This window comes from Protofrankia symbiont of Coriaria myrtifolia, assembly GCF_900634755.1.
Lineage (GTDB): Bacteria > Actinomycetota > Actinomycetes > Frankiales > Frankiaceae > Protofrankia > Protofrankia coriariae.
Genome location: NZ_CAAAFS010000142.1, coordinates 1 through 15,635, shown reverse-complemented (window position 1 = coordinate 15,635; position 15,635 = coordinate 1). Strand labels below are relative to the sequence as shown.

The following is a 15,635-nucleotide window of genomic DNA, read 5'->3' as shown; positions in this document are numbered from 1 at the left end:
GGGCCCGGCCGACGGCCGGCACCCCGCGCGGCCGCGGCCCGCGGACGGACGTGTCCGCGGCGCCGGCCGCGCCGCCTGACCGCGCCGCGGACACCACGATGAACGACACGACGGCCGGCGCGATCACCGACGCAGGCACCGGCGCGATCGCCAGCACGGCGAACGGCACGGCGGTCGGCACGGCGGTCGGCGCCACGGGCATCGCGACGCGCGCCGTCACAGAACACGATCACCGCGGCCGTCCACCCGGGCGTGTCACGGGCATCGCGACGCGCGTCACGGCAGCCCGCCACGACACCACGACCGCATGTCCGGCCACGACCTCCTGTTCCGGCACGGCGACCTGCTTCGTCGCGCTCGGCGACAGCATCACGGCCGGGCTGGGCGACGGTGTGAGCATGGGCCGCTACCGGCGGGCCCACGCGGCGCGGGCGCTGGCCGGACGCGGCTGGGCTGCCACGCTCGCCGCCTGCCTGGCCCCGGCCGGGCAGGTCCGGTTCGCCAACCTCGCGACCACCGGGGCGACCAGCCGGGACGTCCGCGAAACCCAACTGCCGGTGGCCCTCGCGCTGCGCCCACAGATCGCAAGCCTCATCGCCGGCATGAACGACCTGCTCTCCCCGGGGTTCGACCCGTTACGCCTGCGGCGCAACCTGGTGTGGAGCGTCCGGGACCTGCGCGCGGCCGGCGTCCTGGTGCTGATGGCCCGGCTGCACGACCCCGGGCGCCTGCTCCGCCTGCCCGCGCCCGCGCGCCGTCTGCTCACCATCCGGATCGGGCAGCTCAACGCGGCGGTGGACGCCGCCGTCGCGGGCGACCCGGGGGTCCTGGTCGTCGATCTGGCCCGCCATCCCGAGGCCTACCGGCTGTCGACCTTCGACGTCGACCGAGTGCATCCGGGGCCGCGGGGCCATCAGCTGATGGCCCGCGCCTTCGCCGAGGCGCTGCGGGACGCCGGCGTGCCGCTGCCGGTCCTGCCGGTGGTGGGGCCGCCCACCACACCCGGCCGGCTTGCTCACGCCCGCTGGATGGCGTCGGTGGGCGTGCCGTGGCTGCTCGCCCGCCCGGCCGCGCCGTTGCGCCGTCTGGCCCGGCGCACCGCGACGGACCACCGAGCCAGACGCGGCAGCACCGGCAGCACCGGCAGCACCGGCAGCACCGGCAGCACCGGCAGCACCGGCAGCACCGGCAGCACCGGCAGCACCGGCAGCACCGGCACTATAAGCATTATCAGAGTCACCGATGGTCATCACGGGCGCGTCGCCTGACGCGGCGCCATGCCCGATGGCCGAAGCCGGCCCGGACGCGCGCGGCCGCCTCGCCGGTGCCCATCGGCCCGGCCACGGCACCCGCCGACGCGGCGACGAGCCCGCCCGCGACGGTCGACCGGTTGCCAACCGTCGACTGGGTGTGACCCCCGGCAATCTCCGATGAGGACCGTCGCAGGACATGGCAACCATTCCTTACCGTAGGCATCGTGATTTGCGGCCAAGCTGCCTCACCTCGCTCAGGGGCACTCACCGGATGGGGTAACGCGTGGCTTGCCGGGCTCGTCAGCACCGATGAGGCGATCACCCGAATCCTCGTGGGTTCTGGTGGGCCCGGCGCCCCCCACACCATCGACGGCGAAGGGCTCGCGCTCGGTCTCGGCCAGCTGCGGACCAGCGGCGCGCGCCGGCTGCGGCTCGTCCTGCCCGTGCCCGGTGACGTCAGCGGTCTGCCCGGACCGGCGGAGGTCAACCAGGAGGCCCTGGCCGCCGGTGAGGCGGTGGTCGTACTGGGCCCGGTGCCGCCGCTGGTGCTGATACCGTCCGTGATCGCGCACGGGCCGGTCGTCGAGGGCGGCCTGGAGTCGGTGCACTGGCGTTCGGCGACGGGCCGTCGTCTCCCGCCCCCGCCGTCCCCGCTGCGCGCAGCCGAGCACGAGCTCAACGACGCCATCCGGACGGCAACGGCCGCGCTGCTGCATCTCGACCGGGCCAAGGTCGACCCGGACACGCTCGCCGCGCTGCGCGAACGCCACGAGGACGAGCCGACGCTCCTGCTCCCCCCGGGCTATCCACCGCCCGCGCACGCGCTGCTGGCCCGGGCGGGCCGGATCGCCGGTCTGATCGACCTGGCCGCCCGTGACGACGGGGCGGCGGTCACCGCCGAGGAGATCGAACGCCGTTCGACCACGCTGCGCGGGCTGTCCGCGGCGGTCCGCCGGGCCTGCGAATCGGCCTACGACGCCTTCGACCCCTCCCAGTCCCTCGCCCGGTAGCGTTTCTCCCCCACCCCGTAGGACACCGTTCGGGCAGGGAGCCGTTCGGGCAGGAAGCGGAGGCGGACCGAACGAACGCTTCTCCCCGCCCGGCGGCACGCCGTCCCGGCACGGATGCCGATCGGGGTGTCGATCAGGGGGCATGGCCCGGCGAGCACTCCCCGCCCGGGAGCGTTCACCCGTCCGCCCGCGCGCTACCGTAGGCGGGGGCCCAGCGCGCGGAGCCCCCGTCTATGGACAGAGCCGGGGCCGGGGATCAGTTCAGGCGCGGGCAGAAGTGCCCGGACGGCCCGTCCGGGCGGCCGCAGAGCACACACGAGGGACGGCCGGCCGCGACGATGCTGCGGGCGCGCTGGACGAACGCCTTCGTCTGGTCCAGCGACAGCGAGACCTCGAGCGTGTCGAGCTCGGCGTCCGCGTCGGGACTGCGCACCCCGCCCCCCGCGAGCCCGGCGGCCTCGACAAGCACCCGTTTGCCGTCCCAGGACACCGTGAGCCTGCCAAGATGGAAGTCCTCCTCGAACGGCGCCTCCAACGGCGCGAGATCGACGTCGACGTCGTGGGACTCCGGCAGCTCACCTCCGGCCGTCCGGCGGACCTGGCCGAGTAGCGTCGTGAGTCCTTCGGTAAGAGCGCTGACCTCGGCTTTCTCCAGGCCGACGGTCACGACCTGCCCACGCGAGCTGGCCTGTAGGTAGAAGTCACGTTCACCGGGCTGGCCGACGGTTCCGACCACGAAACGGTCTGGTGAGTCGAACACGTGCCGTTGCCGCTGATACACCTCGTCCCTCCTGGCGGTCCTTGTACCGGTGGGTGGCCGGGCCGCGGCTGCGGCCACCCACCGGTTTCCCCGGTCGACGCCCGGCATGCCGGCGTCACCCACGGGGCCTGGCCGTCTTCCCCGTCATGAAGCTGCTGTATGAACCTTGCTACGTCGTGAACCTGCTACGTCGTGAACGTTTTATCCCCGGAGATTCGTCCCCGACGACATCATGGACGTCCAACCTTATGGACATCATTGTGAACCGTAGCGCCACCGCCCACGTCGTGGACGTCACAGATGTCGCGGTGGGCACCATCGGATGTCTCCAGCGGCGCGGGCCCGCTGCCAGGAGCATCCCCGCCAGGGGCAGTCCCATCAGGGGCATCGCTGTCAGGGACATCGCTGTCAGGGGCATCGGGCCGATGGCCGGCGGTGTCCTGGCCGGGCCGCTCGTCCGCGGGGACGCCGGCGGCGGCCGGCAGCCGGCGGCCCGGCCCTCGCGGGGCGCAGCACCACAGCGGGCACACGTCGTGGCCTGGGCCCAGCGGGCTCAGCGCCGCCCGGGGGCGGTGCCCGTACCTGCGCTCGTCGAGAAGCTCCCGGACCATGGTGACGAACCGGGGGTCAGCACCCACCGTGGACGCCCGACGGAAGCTCAGCCCGACCGCCCGGGCCCGCTCCGCCGCCATCACGTCAAGATCGTGGATGACCTCCATGTGGTCGCTGACGAAACCGATCGGCACCACCACGACCGCCTGGGTCCGCCCGGCGGAGCCGAGCGCCGCCAGATGATCGCCGACGTCCGGCGCCAGCCACGGCACGCTCGGCGGGCCGCTGCGGCTGGCGTAGACCAGGTCGTGCGGGTGACGGCGGCCGGTGCGCAGCGCCACCCGCTCAACGATCACCGCGGCGGCGGCGGCCAACTGCCGGGGGTAGGCGTCCCCGTCCGGGCCGCTGTCCGCCGACTGCGTGAGCGGGATCGAATGGGCGACGAAGACCAGCCTGGTCCGCGCCAGCGACGCGGCGGGGATCGTGGCCAGTTCGTCGACGACATGGTCGACCATGGGCAGGACGAAACCGGGATGGTCGAAGTACTGCCTCAGTTTGATCAGTTCCGGCGCGCCCGGGCCGAGCTGGGCCCGCGCCCGTGCAAGGTCCTCGCGATACTGGCGGCAGCCGGAGTAGGAGGCGAAAGCGGACGTCACGAAGCAGGCTGCCCGGCCAACGCCGTCCCGCCGCATCGCCCTGAGCGCGTCGACGAGGAACGGTGACCAGTTGCGGTTGCCCCAGTAGACCGGCAGCGGCGCGAGTTCGGCCCGCAGCGCGGCCAGCAGCGCCCGGTTCTGGTCGTTGATCGGGCTGCGGCCGCCGAGACGGCGGTACTGTTCGGCGACCTGGGCCAGCCGCTCGTCCGGCACGCCCCGCCCGTGGGTGACGTTGCGCAGGAACGGCATGACGTCGGACGGCGCCTCCGGGCCGCCAAAGGAGACCAGCAGCAACGCGTCGACGCCCACCGGTTCTGTCCGGCCGGCCGCGGTCATGGTCCTGGGCATGATCATGGGAATGATCGTGGTCCGGCTGTCACTCGACACGTCCGTCATCGTCCCCCGCGACCGGGACACGACGCACCCCGCCCCGGGCACGAACCCAGAACGCAACACACCCGAAGCCTCATACGCCTCGGCTCGCCGGCCTGGCGGGCGAGCCGAGGCCGCGAGCGGAAGGCGTGACGTCGGGAACGCGGTGAACGAACTCGGAGGTCACGTCGGCGCTCCGTTCGCGCGCCTGTGCGGCGGTCCGGCGGTCGTTCGCGATGGTTCGCGGTGGTCTAGAGCCCCATGCTCAGGCCGCCGTCGACGGGGATCACGGCGCCGGTGATGTAGGAGGCCTGGGGGGAGGCCAGGAAGGCCACCAGGGCAGCTACGTCCGCTGGCTCGCCTATCCGCCCGATCGGCACCTGGTTGAGCAGGTTGTTCTGCTGGGCGTCGGTGAGCGCGTCGATCATGTCCGTGCGGATCGGGCCGGGAGCCACCACGTTGGCGGTGATGCCCCGGGGGGCGAGCTCCCGGGCGAGGGAACGGGAGAAGCCGATCAGACCGGCCTTGGACGCGGCATAGTTCGACTGCCCCGGGGAACCGATCAACGCCGAGACCGACGAAATGAAGATCAGCCGCCCGCGCCGCAGGCGCAGCATGGGCCGCGCCGCGCGCTTGGCCACCCGGTACGCGCCCAGCAGGTTGGTGTCGAGGACCTCCTGGAACGCGTCCTCAGCCATGGTGAGAAGAAGCGTGTCCCGGGCGATCCCGGCGTTGGACACCAGCACCTCGACCGGCCCGAGCTCCGCCTCCACCTCGGTGAACGCCTTGTCGACGCCTTCCGCGCTGGTGACGTCCAGGCGGACGCCGTACATCCCGTCCGGCGCATCGCCGCCACGGCTGGCGACCGCTACCCGGTCACCGCCCGCGGCCAGCGCGGCCGCGACCGCGGCGCCAATCCCTCGATTACCGCCGGTAACAAGCGCTACCCGTCCTTCACCGTCCACCATGGGGTCGATGCTAGCTGCCGTATCGCACGCTCCATGCTTATCACTGAAAGTGACACGCCGAATTCCCAGCGCATCCAAAGCGCCCGCGGCGCCCAGCCCGCGATCACCTCTGGACCACCTGGCCGGACAACTCCGGGCCACCCGTTCCTTCGGTCGCCCCCCAGTGGGCCACCGAAGATCATCTGGGCTGGACGGGGTCGGACCACCCGGGTCTGATCGCCCGTCCGGACGCTTCGCGGGACGATGCAACGGTGCGCCTGACGATCAGAGTCTCCCCCCGCTCGGCCCGGACCTCGGTCGGCGGCAGCTCCCCTGCCTCCGGAGCTGGCGCCCCAGGCGAGTCCCCGGCAGAGAACCCCACCGCGGCGGACGACCCCACCAACGGCAGCCCGCCGGATGCCGCCACGCCCCTCGTCGTCCGGGTGACCGCGCCGGCGGTGGACGGGCAGGCGACCGAATCGGCGTTGCGCGCGCTGGCAACGGCCTTCGGCGTGCGCCGTCGCGAGGTCGTGCTGGTCAGGGGCGCCACCAGCCGGACGAAGATCGTTGAAATCAGCGGGCTACCCGAATCCGCGCTGCGCAGCCGCCTGGCCGAACTCACCGCCACACCAGGGAAATGAAGAAAAATCAAAGAAAAGTCGAAGCAATCGGGTACATGGTGGAAGCTCGCCCGGCAGTTGGCGGATCCGGGCCCACCGCCGCCCAAGGGTCCGGCTCGTCCGCCCCCGCTGGACCGGGTTCCCCGAACTCGGCCCGGCAGAAAGCCGCGCACAAACATGATCGCGCGGCCTTTGGCCCCACACCCGACCCGCAGGCCGCCGGCCGCGCACAAACATGATCGCGCGGCCTTTGGCCAGGTGGATGACGAGGCGGAACCGCTGGAGCACAACCTTTGACAAGGGCTCATCGTCCGGATATTGGACAGTTCGTGTCGACGGAGGCCAGGTTGCTTGCGCCGGGTGAAACTCATGACACCGTGCACGGACGGCTCCGGACACCGCAGGCGTCCGTGACCGGCCCCGTGACCGGCTCCGTGGCCGGCTCCGCGGCGGGCTCACCGGTCACGCCCGCGCTCGCCGACAACGCCTCGCCCACCGCCTCCGCTTCCGTCTCCGCCGCTGTCGAACCCCTCGACCTGCCGGCCCTCATCGAGATCGAGCGACGGCTGCGCGGCCTGGCCACCGCGCTGATCGACGACATCGAGGACGCGACGCCGCACCGCGGGCCGGCCGTCACCAGCGGCGATACCGTTGGCACTCTGCGTGCAACCACGCGTTCCCTGGCAAGTCTGATCACCGTTCTGTGGTTCGACGCGCTGCGTGCGGGTGACCAGCTCCGGGTGCCCCCGACCGCGTTCCCGCTGCTGGAGGCCGTCCATCGGCTGCTCGCTCGCCACGACCCCGGCCCGGACAGCCCGTCCGGACCGCAGTCGCGGCCCGCTCCCGAAGCCTCGGTAGAGGCCGGGCACCTGCCGTTGCCGCCAGGCCTGGTTGGCGTGATCGTGGCCCCACGCTCCGGACCGGTGGTGACGGCGTGGGACGCCCTTGCCACGCGGTATGCCACCGGCCATCCCGCACCGGCCGAGATCATCGGGCATGCTGGCGCCGCCACCTCGACTGGTACCGGTAAGCATCCCGACGTCGCCGCGCCGGCCGCCGCGGGGACGCCCGGACGGCAGATCTGCCTGCTTGACCACACCGAACTGTTCGACGGCACCGTGTGGGAACCCGTCACCGATCCGCGGGTCCGCCGCCTGGGCGAGCTGCTGTGGATCGTCACGGTCCGCGCTCATCCGGGTGCGACGATCGCAGCCGAGGCGGGTGTCACCGACCAGGCACGCCTCTTCGCCGCCGCCGACTGGCAGGTGCTCACCGTCGGCCACGGGCGGACGCTGTCCGCCCTGTTCGGCAGGCCGGGCGGGCAGGCGCTGCGCCGGCGGCTCGACGGGATGGGCTGTGCCGAGTTCCAGGAGCTGTTGCGCTCGCCCGGAGCGGAGCTGCGCCGGCGCCTCGCCGGGCCCGGGGCGTCCGGGGCCGGCATCACCCGGCTACTCGACGAACTGTTCGACGACGAGATCGCTGCTGCTCTGCGTGATGTCGGCGGCAACGACCTGCCCCTGCTCGTGGACGCCTTCGACGAGGTCGACCCGCACCGGCCCACCGTCCTGTTCGTGCACGTCGACGAGGCCGCCGCGGACCGGGTGGGAGAACCGGGCAGGTCGGACGGATCAGCCCGGCCAGAAGAGGCGGACGGGACCGACGGGACACGCGGAAGAACCACGGGCCCCGATGGGACAGCGGCGGGGACGGCGGGGACGGGCGGCGCCGGCCGTGTCGACGAATGGGCCGGGCTGCCCGCGGGCAGCACCGGCGCGCGCCTCGCGCGCACCGTCCGACGCCGTCTGGCGCCGTCTGGCGCCGAAGCCGGCCGCGCGGACGGAGCCTGCGCGAATCCCGCCCGACCTGGGCCGCTCCTATCTCGGCCGGGTCAGCACGCTGGCCGCCTTCGGCAGCGTCATGCGTGACCTCGCCGACGGCCGTCCGCGGGCCGCCGCCGGCATCGTCACCGCCACCACCACGGACGCCACCACGGCGTTGGCCGGGTGGCGGGACGCCGTCGGCACATGGTCGGTCTCCCAGGCTCCCACGCCTGGGCAGACGTCCGGGCCGGCGCACGGGCAGGCCGGCGGGCAGCTGGCCGAACCGGTGCCGCCGGGCGTGCTGGCAGGGCTGCTCGACGGGCTGGGCCGGACCTGGCACCGGCTCGGCCACCCCCTGCGCCCGATCGGCGTGACCAGCGGCACCAGCGCCGGCCGGGTCCTGCCGCACTGGTGCGCAGGCCTGGACGGCGACGCGCAGTCCGTTCTCGTCGTCGTCACCGACCCGGGAAGGCCCACCGCCACCGTCAACCCCACTACCGTCAACCCCGCCACCGTCATGAGCCCCGCCGGCGGCGCCAGCCTCACCGGCGGCGCCAGCCTTACCGGATCCACCGGAGCTATCGGAGCCGCCGACCGCCCGAGCCCGGTCGGCGGCGGTACCGCCGGGCTCGCCAGGACCATCCGCCTTTCCGAATCCACCAGCACCATCGCCGGCCCCGCCAGGGCGGCGCCCGGCACGGTCTGCTGGGAACCTGCCTTCGCCCAGGACCTCGCCTGGTGTGCGCTGGACGCGATCGACCAGCTCGGCCGGCCGGGCGGCCGATCGGCGCTGCTGCGGGTCTCGACACGCCCGATCGAACAGTCGCTGGCCGGGATACCCGCCGACGCCGAGGGGCGGGCCCTGCGACGCGCCGGGGTGCTCGCGGGCGGCTACCGGCTGCGTGACGGCGTGACCAGCGCCAACGCCACCGGTGGAGCCGGCGCCGGGCCCGGCAGCGGATCCGGCGGTGGGCTCGGGCCGGCGGTGACCCTGGTCGGGGCCGGCTGCGTCGTGGCCGACGTTCTCGCCGCCGCCGACGAGCTCGGCGCGGGGCTGGGCCGCGGTGTCGCCGTCGTCTGCCTGACCTCCCCCGACCTGGTCTGGCGCGCTCTGCAGGCACGCCGTGGCCTGCTGCCGGGCGACACGTCGATCCTCGACGAGCTCTTCCCCGTCGACCGGCGCGGCCCGCTGGTCACCGTGACCGACGGGGACCCACGCGCCCTGGGGTTCCTCGCCGGTGTCCACGGCGATCCCGTCTCCACCCTCGGCGCGGGCATGGTGGTGCCGGTCGACGTGGCAACGATCGTCGGTGCGGCCCTCGACCTGCTGGAAGAGATCGAAAGCTACCCGGCGTAAGGCTGCTCCGCAGGGCTACTCAAGGTGACGAAAGGAGCGGGCGCCAGGCGCCCGCTCGTCCGCGTCGAAAGGCCCGTGAGGTCCTGACGGCGGCGTGTCAGGTCCCGATCGCGTGCACGCCGCCGTCCACGTGAATGATCTCTCCGGTGGTGGCGGGGAACCAGTCCGACAGCAGCGCCACGCAGGCCCGGGCCGTCGGCTCGGTGTCCTGGATGTTCCAGCCGAGCGGCGCGCGCTCGTCCCAGACGCCCTCGAACCGCTCGAAACCAGGGATGCTCTTGGCCGCCATGGTGCGCAGCGGCCCCGCGGCGACAAGGTTGACCCGCACCCCGCGCGGCCCGAGATCACGGGCGAGATACCGGGTGGCCGACTCCAGGCCGGCCTTGGCCACCCCCATCCAGTCGTAGGAGGGCCAGGCCACGCTCGCGTCGAAGTCGAGCCCCACGACCGAGGCGCGTTCGCCGAACAGCGGCAGTGTCGCCCTGCACAGCGAGGCCAGCGACCAGGTCGAGATCTGCATCGCGGTCGCCACCTCCGGCCAGGGGGCGTCCACGAAGGGCTTTCCGCCGAGCACCGATTCGGGCGCGAAACCGATCGCGTGCAGGACGCCGTCCAGGCCGTCGGTGTGCTCGAGAACCCGGTCGGACAACGTGCCCAGATGTGTTTCGTCGGTCACGTCCAGTTCGATCACGGCGGCCTCGGTGGGCAGCCGCCGGGCGATCCGCCTGGTCAGTGACAGGCCCCGGCCGAAACCGCTGAGCACCACGGTCGCTCCCTGTTCCTGCGCGATACGGGCAACGCCGAAAGCAATGGACGCGTCCGTCAGAACGCCGGTGACAAGGATGCGCTTACCTGCGAGGAGTCCACTCACAGGCCCGCATCCTGCCAAACATCGGCTGGGGCTGGCGAGGCGGCACACCGACAAAGCAACCCCCCTCGGGGTGCCGGCGCACCGACAAAAGCACGCCAGCCGGCACACCTGACACACCGGGAAAAGCGTTCACCGGAGCACCAGCCCGAACACGCCAGCCCGAACACGCCAGCCCAGGCAAGCCAGCACGGCCGCATCGTCCAGGCCACCACGGCCGTGCCACGGTCATTCCGCCCGCGCCCGGCCCGCCCCGGACAACCGCAGGGCGATCATCGCAAGCACGCTGGCGAGCGTCGACGCGACAAGCACGGCGGTGGCCGCGCGCTGCTGGGCATCGGCGTCGTCCAGAGCCAGCCGGGACATCAGCAGGCTCACCGTGAAACCGATGCCGCCCAACACCCCGATCGGCATCACCGCGCGCCAGCCGAGGTCGGCCGGCAGACGCGCCACCCCGGCCCGCACCGCCAGCCACGCCCCGCCGACGATGCCGGCGGTCTTGCCGACGACGAGGCCGGCGATCACGCCCTGGGAGACCGGATCCTCGGCGACGGCGCCGAGAGCCGATGCCGTCACCGGCACCCCGGTCGCGGCGAGCGCGAACAGCGGAACCACGAGACCGGCCGAGAACGGGTGCAGCCGGTGCTCCAGCCGCAGCGCCGGCGCGGCCTGCTCGCCCGGATCGGGACGCACCCGGGTGAGCAGGGCGAGCCCGATGCCGGCAACGGTCGCGTGCACCCCGGATGCGTGCACGCACATCCACAGCGCCAGTGCCAGCGGCACGTACAGCGCCGGGGACCTCCAGCGCCGCCGCTGCGCGAAGGCGTACCCAACCAGAAGCACGACGGCCGCCACGAGCCATACCGGAACCAGTCCCCTGGTGAACAGGACGGCGATCAGGGCGATGGCACCGAGGTCGTCGACGACGGCGAGGCTGAGCAGCAGCACCCGCAGCGAGGCGGGCACGTTCGCCCCCGCCAGGGACAGCACGCCGAGCGCGAAGGCGATGTCGGTGGCGATGGGGATCGCCCAGCCGTCCACCGCCCCGGGGGCACCCCAGCTGACCGCGAGGAACACCAACGCGGGAACGATCATGCCACCGGCGGCGGCGGCGACCGGCAGCACGGCGGCCCGGCGGTCCGCCAGCTCCCCGACGACCAGCTCGCGTTTGAGCTCAAGACCGGCGACGAAGAAGAACACCGCGAGCAGCCCGTCCGCCACCCAGGCCCCGGCGGTCAGGTGCGTCAGGTGCAGCCAGGACGGGCCGAAGCCCAGATCTGCCCGCCACACGTCGTGGTAGCTGCCGCCGGCGAGGTTGGCCCACAGCAGGGCGAGCGCGGTGGCGGCCAGCAGCAGGAACCCGCCGGTGGTCTCCCGGCGCAGGAACTCCGCGAACGCGCCACGGGCGGCCAGCGTCTGGCTGACACGTCCAGTGACCGCGGACTGCCCGTCAACCACCGATCGGGTGCGCACCAGCGGGAGGTCCTTCCAGGGGAAGCCGACGTTGGACGCCGACCAGACTTCCCGGCACACCTGTTGAGCGGTTCGAGCGGTGACGTGTTGATGCGTTGACGCGTTGGGCGCTGTTGGCCAGTGCCGCCATCCTGGCACAGCGGGCCACGGATTTCCTGGTCATGACGTTTCTGCCCGATGGTGGATCTGCCGGAGGAGCTTCCCCGGCCCCGGCGGCCGTCGGGGCGGTACGGCCAACGCGCGACACCGGCCGGGTGCGGCGCGCCGGCCGGGCGGCGCCGTCCTGGCTGGTTCAGCCGCCCGGCAGGATCGTCATGCTGACAGGCTCGTCACGGTTTTCCTGCGTGAGCGCCTGGTTATCTTGCGGACGATCGGTTCGACGACCCGAGCGGCCAGCGGGCCGACAATCGCCATGATCAGCACATAGCAGGCGGCGAACGCGCCAAGCTTCGGCTCCACGTCGGCCACGACCGCCAGACCCGCGATGACGATCGAGAACTCGCCCCGCGCGACCAGTGCGGCCCCGGCCCGGTAGCGGCCCATCGTGCCGATCCCGGCCTTGCGCGCCGCCCACCAGCCGGTGAACACCTTCGTCGCCACCCCGGCGAGCGCCAGCAGCAGAGCGGGAAGGAACACCGGGGGGATCTCGCTGGGCTCCGTCTGCAGACCGAAGAAGACGAAGAACACCGCGGCGAAGAGATCCCGCAGCGGCGTGAGCACCTCCCGCGCGCCCTCGGCCACCGGTCCCGACACGGCGATGCCGACCAGGAACGCCCCGACCGCGGCGGACACCCGGACCTGCTGGGCGGCGCCGGCCACGAGCAGAGCCAGCCCCATCAGCCGCAACAGCAGGATCTCGCTGTTGGGATCCGCGTTCGGGTTGTGGACCAGCCGGCTGACCTGCCGGCCGTACCGCAACGCCAGGACCAGGACGCAGACCAGCGCGGCCAGCGCAACCAGCAGCGTGACCGACCCCTGGGCGAGTGTCTGGTGGGCCAGCAGCGCGGTGAGGATGGGCAGGTACACCGCCATGGCGAGGTCCTCGAGGACCAGCACGGACAGCACCACGGGTGTCTCACGGTTACCGATCCGCCCCAGATCGGTGAGGACCTTGGCGATGATCCCGGAGGACGAGATCGCGGTGACCCCGCCCAGGACGACCGCGGCCAGTGGGCCCCAGCCGAGCAGGAACGCGGCGGCCACGCCGGGCAGGGCGTTGAGCGTCAGGTCGAGCGCACCCGTGGGCGCCTGCCGGCGCAGGCCGTCGATCAGCTCCTGCGCCGTGTACTCCAGGCCGAGCGTCAGCAGCAGCAGGACGACCCCGATCTCGGCGCCGACCTCGATGAACTCCTCGCTGGCGCCCAGCGGGAACAGCCCTCCGTGCCCGAAGGCGAGCCCCCCCAGCAGGTAGAACGGGATCGGGGAGATACCCACGATGGTGGCACAGTGGCCGAGCAGCCCGAGGGTGAACAGGACCGCGCCCAGCTCGAGGAAGGTCGCGGCTATGTCCACGGGCGGCTCTCCGCCAGTGCCGTGTCAGTGCTCCTTGGTAGCGCCGCGCCAGCGGCCAAGATCGCTATCAACCGACGCGGAACAGTTCGGCAACGGCAGCCGTGTTCTCCGGCGTACCAACCACCACGACGACGTCACCGGCAACGAAACCGAAGTCCGGGCGCGGGGAAGCGATCACCTGCTGGTCTCGAACGACAGCGACAATTGACGCTCCGGTCCTCGTCCGCGCATGGGTCTCCCCCAGCGGCTGCCCGTCGTAGGGGGAACCGGGAGTAATTTTGATCTGCTCCCCGACGATACCCGCGAAGGCCTTGCCGAGGTTGTTCAGCCGCTCGACGATGTGCGGGGCACCCAGCAGTTCTGCCAAGGCGTCGCTCTCCTCCGCGGTCAGCGGGATTGACTCACTACAGGTGTCCATGTCGTCGGTGTCGTAGATCACCAGCTCACGCCGACCGCCATGATGTGACACCACACCGACCCGCCGTCCACTGCGGGTGCGGAAATCGTGGCGCAACCCGATGCCCGGGAGCATGGTCTCCTCCACGTCCACTGCGACCCCTCCGGTGAACCCGACGTGGACGCCGAACCCACAAAAGATCGAAATCCCAATGATCAGAACTCGGTGATCCGAACTGCCCGATGCCCGGAACCACTTGATGCCCGGAACCGCTCAGCGATCAGACCGCTGACCAGAACTGCGGGTCCGCTTCTGACGCATCGACCCTCTCGTTATCTAAACATATCCAACGGCCCGGTAGCCCGGGCTGACAAGCCCCGAGCCGTCCGGCCGGCCCGGAGGGCTCGCCGGACGGACGGTCAGCCAGTTGGCGGCCGGCAGAAGCATTCCCCGGATACCGTGACGAGAGCGTCCAGCGCATCCACGGCCGGACGTGTGGGCCGGGCAGCGGCTCACGAGGGTTCACGAGGATTTACCGGAAGGCGGGGCCGCGGTGCTGAACAGGAGTGCTCGCATCATCCGCCGGATCGTGGTGAGCGCGGTCGGCGTGGCCGTGCTGGGGTTGGGCGTGGCCCTGCTCGCCCTGCCCGGGCCGGGCTTCCTCGTCATCGCGCTGGGGTTCTTCGTCCTGAGCCTGGAGTACGAGTGGGCCCGCCGGCAGTTCGAGCAGGCCCGGCGCAGGGCCGCCGACCTCGCCGACCAGGCGGCCGCGAGCGTGTGGTCATCGGCGTTCACGATCTTGTTCGGGCTCGGGATGATCGCGGTAGGCATCCTCTGGATCGTCGTGGAGACGCTGCCGTTCTCCTCACCGTGGACGGGCGGCAGTGTGGTCTTCGGCGGTCTGGTGATTCTTTCCACCATTCTGTTCAGCCTGTGGCAGGCCAAACAGGCCCGTGACGCCGGCGAGCCGACCCCGGCCGAACTGCTCGATCTCAAGGAGGAGGAACACCACAGGCGCGTCTCCGCCACCTCCTCATCCACCTCCGCTCCTCCTGGCGCGCCCCCGACCTCCTCCACCGACGAATAGCCGCCACCGGACCGGCAAATCCTCGAACCGGGCGTCATCCTCGGCCCGTTTGTCTTCGGCCCGTCTGCCCTCAACTGGTTGCGCTCTACCTGCTGTGTTCAGCCCGTTGCGGCGCCCCGACGGACCAGCGCCACGCCCTGCCCTTCTCGCACCGAGAAACCCGCCGGCGACAGCCGTCGCCCGCGGCCCTGACCCGGCAGTCGTAGGTGGAAAACGTCATCCCCACGCCGGAAACCACCTACAGCGCGCGGACGCGTAGGTGGAAAACGCTGTCAGGACAGCTGAAACCACCTACGCCTTCGGCTGACGGCGGGCCAGGTGAGGTGGCCTACTGGCCCTGGGTGAACTCGCTGATGCCGATGACGTTCGACTGGGCGTGTACGCACCGGTAGACAGCGGCCTTGTCGGCCGGCGAGGCGAACGTGATGTTGTAGCGCAACGGGTAGACCCGGCTGCTCTGAGCCGTGTTGTGGTCGGGGGGCTCCTGCACCGCTTCCCCGGCGGTGGGGCATGCGGCCCGGACGGCGTCCTTCTGGGCATCGGTCGCGGTCGGGGTGAAGTAGACCACCGCCTCGACGCGCGGTGAGGGCCCGACTACCGTAGCGTAGATGCCGAAGGCAATCAGGCCGGCCAGCGCGAGCGCACCCAGCACCACCCAACGCCGGTTATGCCGATCTGTCAGAGTCCGGCGCGTCGTGGCCAGGGCCCGCGCCGCGGGCGACCGCGGTGGGCGGCGGTCACCTACTCGTGTCGCCGCGGTCGGCTTGGTCGGCGCTGGCTCGCTCAACACTTCGTCCGGTACGTCCTGCGAGGTCACGGGCCTTCCTTCGGGCGCGGTAGCGGCCTGTCGCAACGGTTGCGGCCAGTATGGCGCCGATCGGCGCTGGTCGGCGCACGGCGATCGGTGTCCGCAATCCGACCATCGCGACTGGGCCTACCCCCAACCTAGTG

The 15,635-nt window shown here is 72.1% G+C and carries 14 protein-coding genes; 6 read left to right on the top strand and 8 right to left on the bottom strand.

The window, feature by feature from the left end; translation table 11 throughout:
- Window positions 1-1,268, top strand: a 1,268-nt coding sequence (locus CM1CMNOD_RS08020) for an SGNH/GDSL hydrolase family protein (RefSeq protein WP_347403390.1), incomplete at its 5' end; no start/stop codon positions are given.
- A 209-nt stretch (window positions 1,269-1,477) separates the two neighbouring features.
- Complete coding sequence (locus CM1CMNOD_RS08015; RefSeq protein WP_013873171.1) at window positions 1,478-2,263, top strand: hypothetical protein; 786 nt, start codon at window positions 1,478-1,480, stop codon at window positions 2,261-2,263.
- A 256-nt stretch (window positions 2,264-2,519) separates the two neighbouring features.
- On the opposite strand, the gene CM1CMNOD_RS08010 is transcribed toward CM1CMNOD_RS08015, so the two are convergent.
- The 3 genes from CM1CMNOD_RS08010 to fabG all read right to left on the bottom strand — a co-directional run bounded on the left by CM1CMNOD_RS08010 (window position 2,520) and on the right by fabG (window position 5,571).
- A complete protein-coding gene (locus CM1CMNOD_RS08010) occupies window positions 2,520-3,044 on the bottom strand; it encodes a DUF3090 family protein (RefSeq protein ID WP_013873169.1) in 525 nt (174 codons plus the stop codon).
- A 209-nt stretch (window positions 3,045-3,253) separates the two neighbouring features.
- Entirely contained in the window at window positions 3,254-4,567 is a 1,314-nt protein-coding gene (locus tag CM1CMNOD_RS08005; RefSeq protein ID WP_131772388.1) for a ferrochelatase, read from the bottom strand.
- 287 nt (window positions 4,568-4,854) lie between these two features.
- Window positions 4,855-5,571 (bottom strand): 3-oxoacyl-ACP reductase FabG, encoded by a 717-nt coding sequence (fabG, locus tag CM1CMNOD_RS08000; RefSeq protein WP_013873167.1) that lies wholly within the window; start codon window positions 5,569-5,571, stop codon window positions 4,855-4,857.
- 251 nt (window positions 5,572-5,822) lie between these two features.
- Here fabG and CM1CMNOD_RS07995 point away from each other — a divergent pair, with 251 nt between their 5' ends.
- The 3 genes from CM1CMNOD_RS07995 to CM1CMNOD_RS07985 all read left to right on the top strand — a co-directional run bounded on the left by CM1CMNOD_RS07995 (window position 5,823) and on the right by CM1CMNOD_RS07985 (window position 9,347).
- The gene (locus CM1CMNOD_RS07995) at window positions 5,823-6,191 is read left to right on the top strand and encodes a DUF167 domain-containing protein (protein ID WP_013873166.1); all 369 of its coding nucleotides are present in this window, start codon (window positions 5,823-5,825) and stop codon (window positions 6,189-6,191) included.
- A gap of 389 nt (window positions 6,192-6,580) precedes the next feature.
- Complete coding sequence (locus CM1CMNOD_RS07990; RefSeq protein ID WP_131789826.1) at window positions 6,581-8,095, top strand: hypothetical protein; 1,515 nt, start codon at window positions 6,581-6,583, stop codon at window positions 8,093-8,095.
- Entirely contained in the window at window positions 8,088-9,347 is a 1,260-nt protein-coding gene (locus tag CM1CMNOD_RS07985) for a hypothetical protein (protein ID WP_043603283.1), read from the top strand. Before CM1CMNOD_RS07990 ends, CM1CMNOD_RS07985 begins: the two co-directional genes overlap by 8 nt.
- Before the next feature lie 97 nt (window positions 9,348-9,444).
- On the opposite strand, the gene fabI is transcribed toward CM1CMNOD_RS07985, so the two are convergent.
- From fabI to CM1CMNOD_RS07965, 4 genes are all read right to left on the bottom strand, one after another.
- The gene (fabI, locus tag CM1CMNOD_RS07980; RefSeq protein WP_013873165.1) at window positions 9,445-10,218 is read right to left on the bottom strand and encodes an enoyl-ACP reductase FabI; all 774 of its coding nucleotides are present in this window, start codon (window positions 10,216-10,218) and stop codon (window positions 9,445-9,447) included.
- Window positions 10,219-10,443: 225 nt separating this feature from the next.
- Window positions 10,444-11,688, bottom strand: a complete 1,245-nt coding sequence (nhaA, locus tag CM1CMNOD_RS07975; RefSeq protein ID WP_237703043.1) for a Na+/H+ antiporter NhaA — start codon at window positions 11,686-11,688, stop codon at window positions 10,444-10,446.
- A 312-nt stretch (window positions 11,689-12,000) separates the two neighbouring features.
- Window positions 12,001-13,200 carry a cation:proton antiporter gene (locus tag CM1CMNOD_RS07970; protein ID WP_013873163.1) on the bottom strand — a complete coding sequence of 400 codons (1,200 nt, stop codon included), beginning with the start codon at window positions 13,198-13,200 and terminating at the stop codon, window positions 12,001-12,003.
- Window positions 13,201-13,267: 67 nt separating this feature from the next.
- Window positions 13,268-13,750, bottom strand: a complete 483-nt coding sequence (locus CM1CMNOD_RS07965) for a cation:proton antiporter regulatory subunit (RefSeq protein ID WP_013873162.1) — start codon at window positions 13,748-13,750, stop codon at window positions 13,268-13,270.
- A 400-nt stretch (window positions 13,751-14,150) separates the two neighbouring features.
- Here CM1CMNOD_RS07965 and CM1CMNOD_RS07960 point away from each other — a divergent pair, with 400 nt between their 5' ends.
- Entirely contained in the window at window positions 14,151-14,684 is a 534-nt protein-coding gene (locus CM1CMNOD_RS07960) for a PGPGW domain-containing protein (protein ID WP_013873161.1), read from the top strand.
- Between the two features lie 328 nt (window positions 14,685-15,012).
- Here CM1CMNOD_RS07960 and CM1CMNOD_RS07955 read toward each other — a convergent pair whose 3' ends face one another.
- Window positions 15,013-15,339 carry a hypothetical protein gene (locus CM1CMNOD_RS07955; protein WP_237703041.1) on the bottom strand — a complete coding sequence of 109 codons (327 nt, stop codon included), beginning with the start codon at window positions 15,337-15,339 and terminating at the stop codon, window positions 15,013-15,015.
- Window positions 15,340-15,635 lie beyond the last annotated feature (296 nt).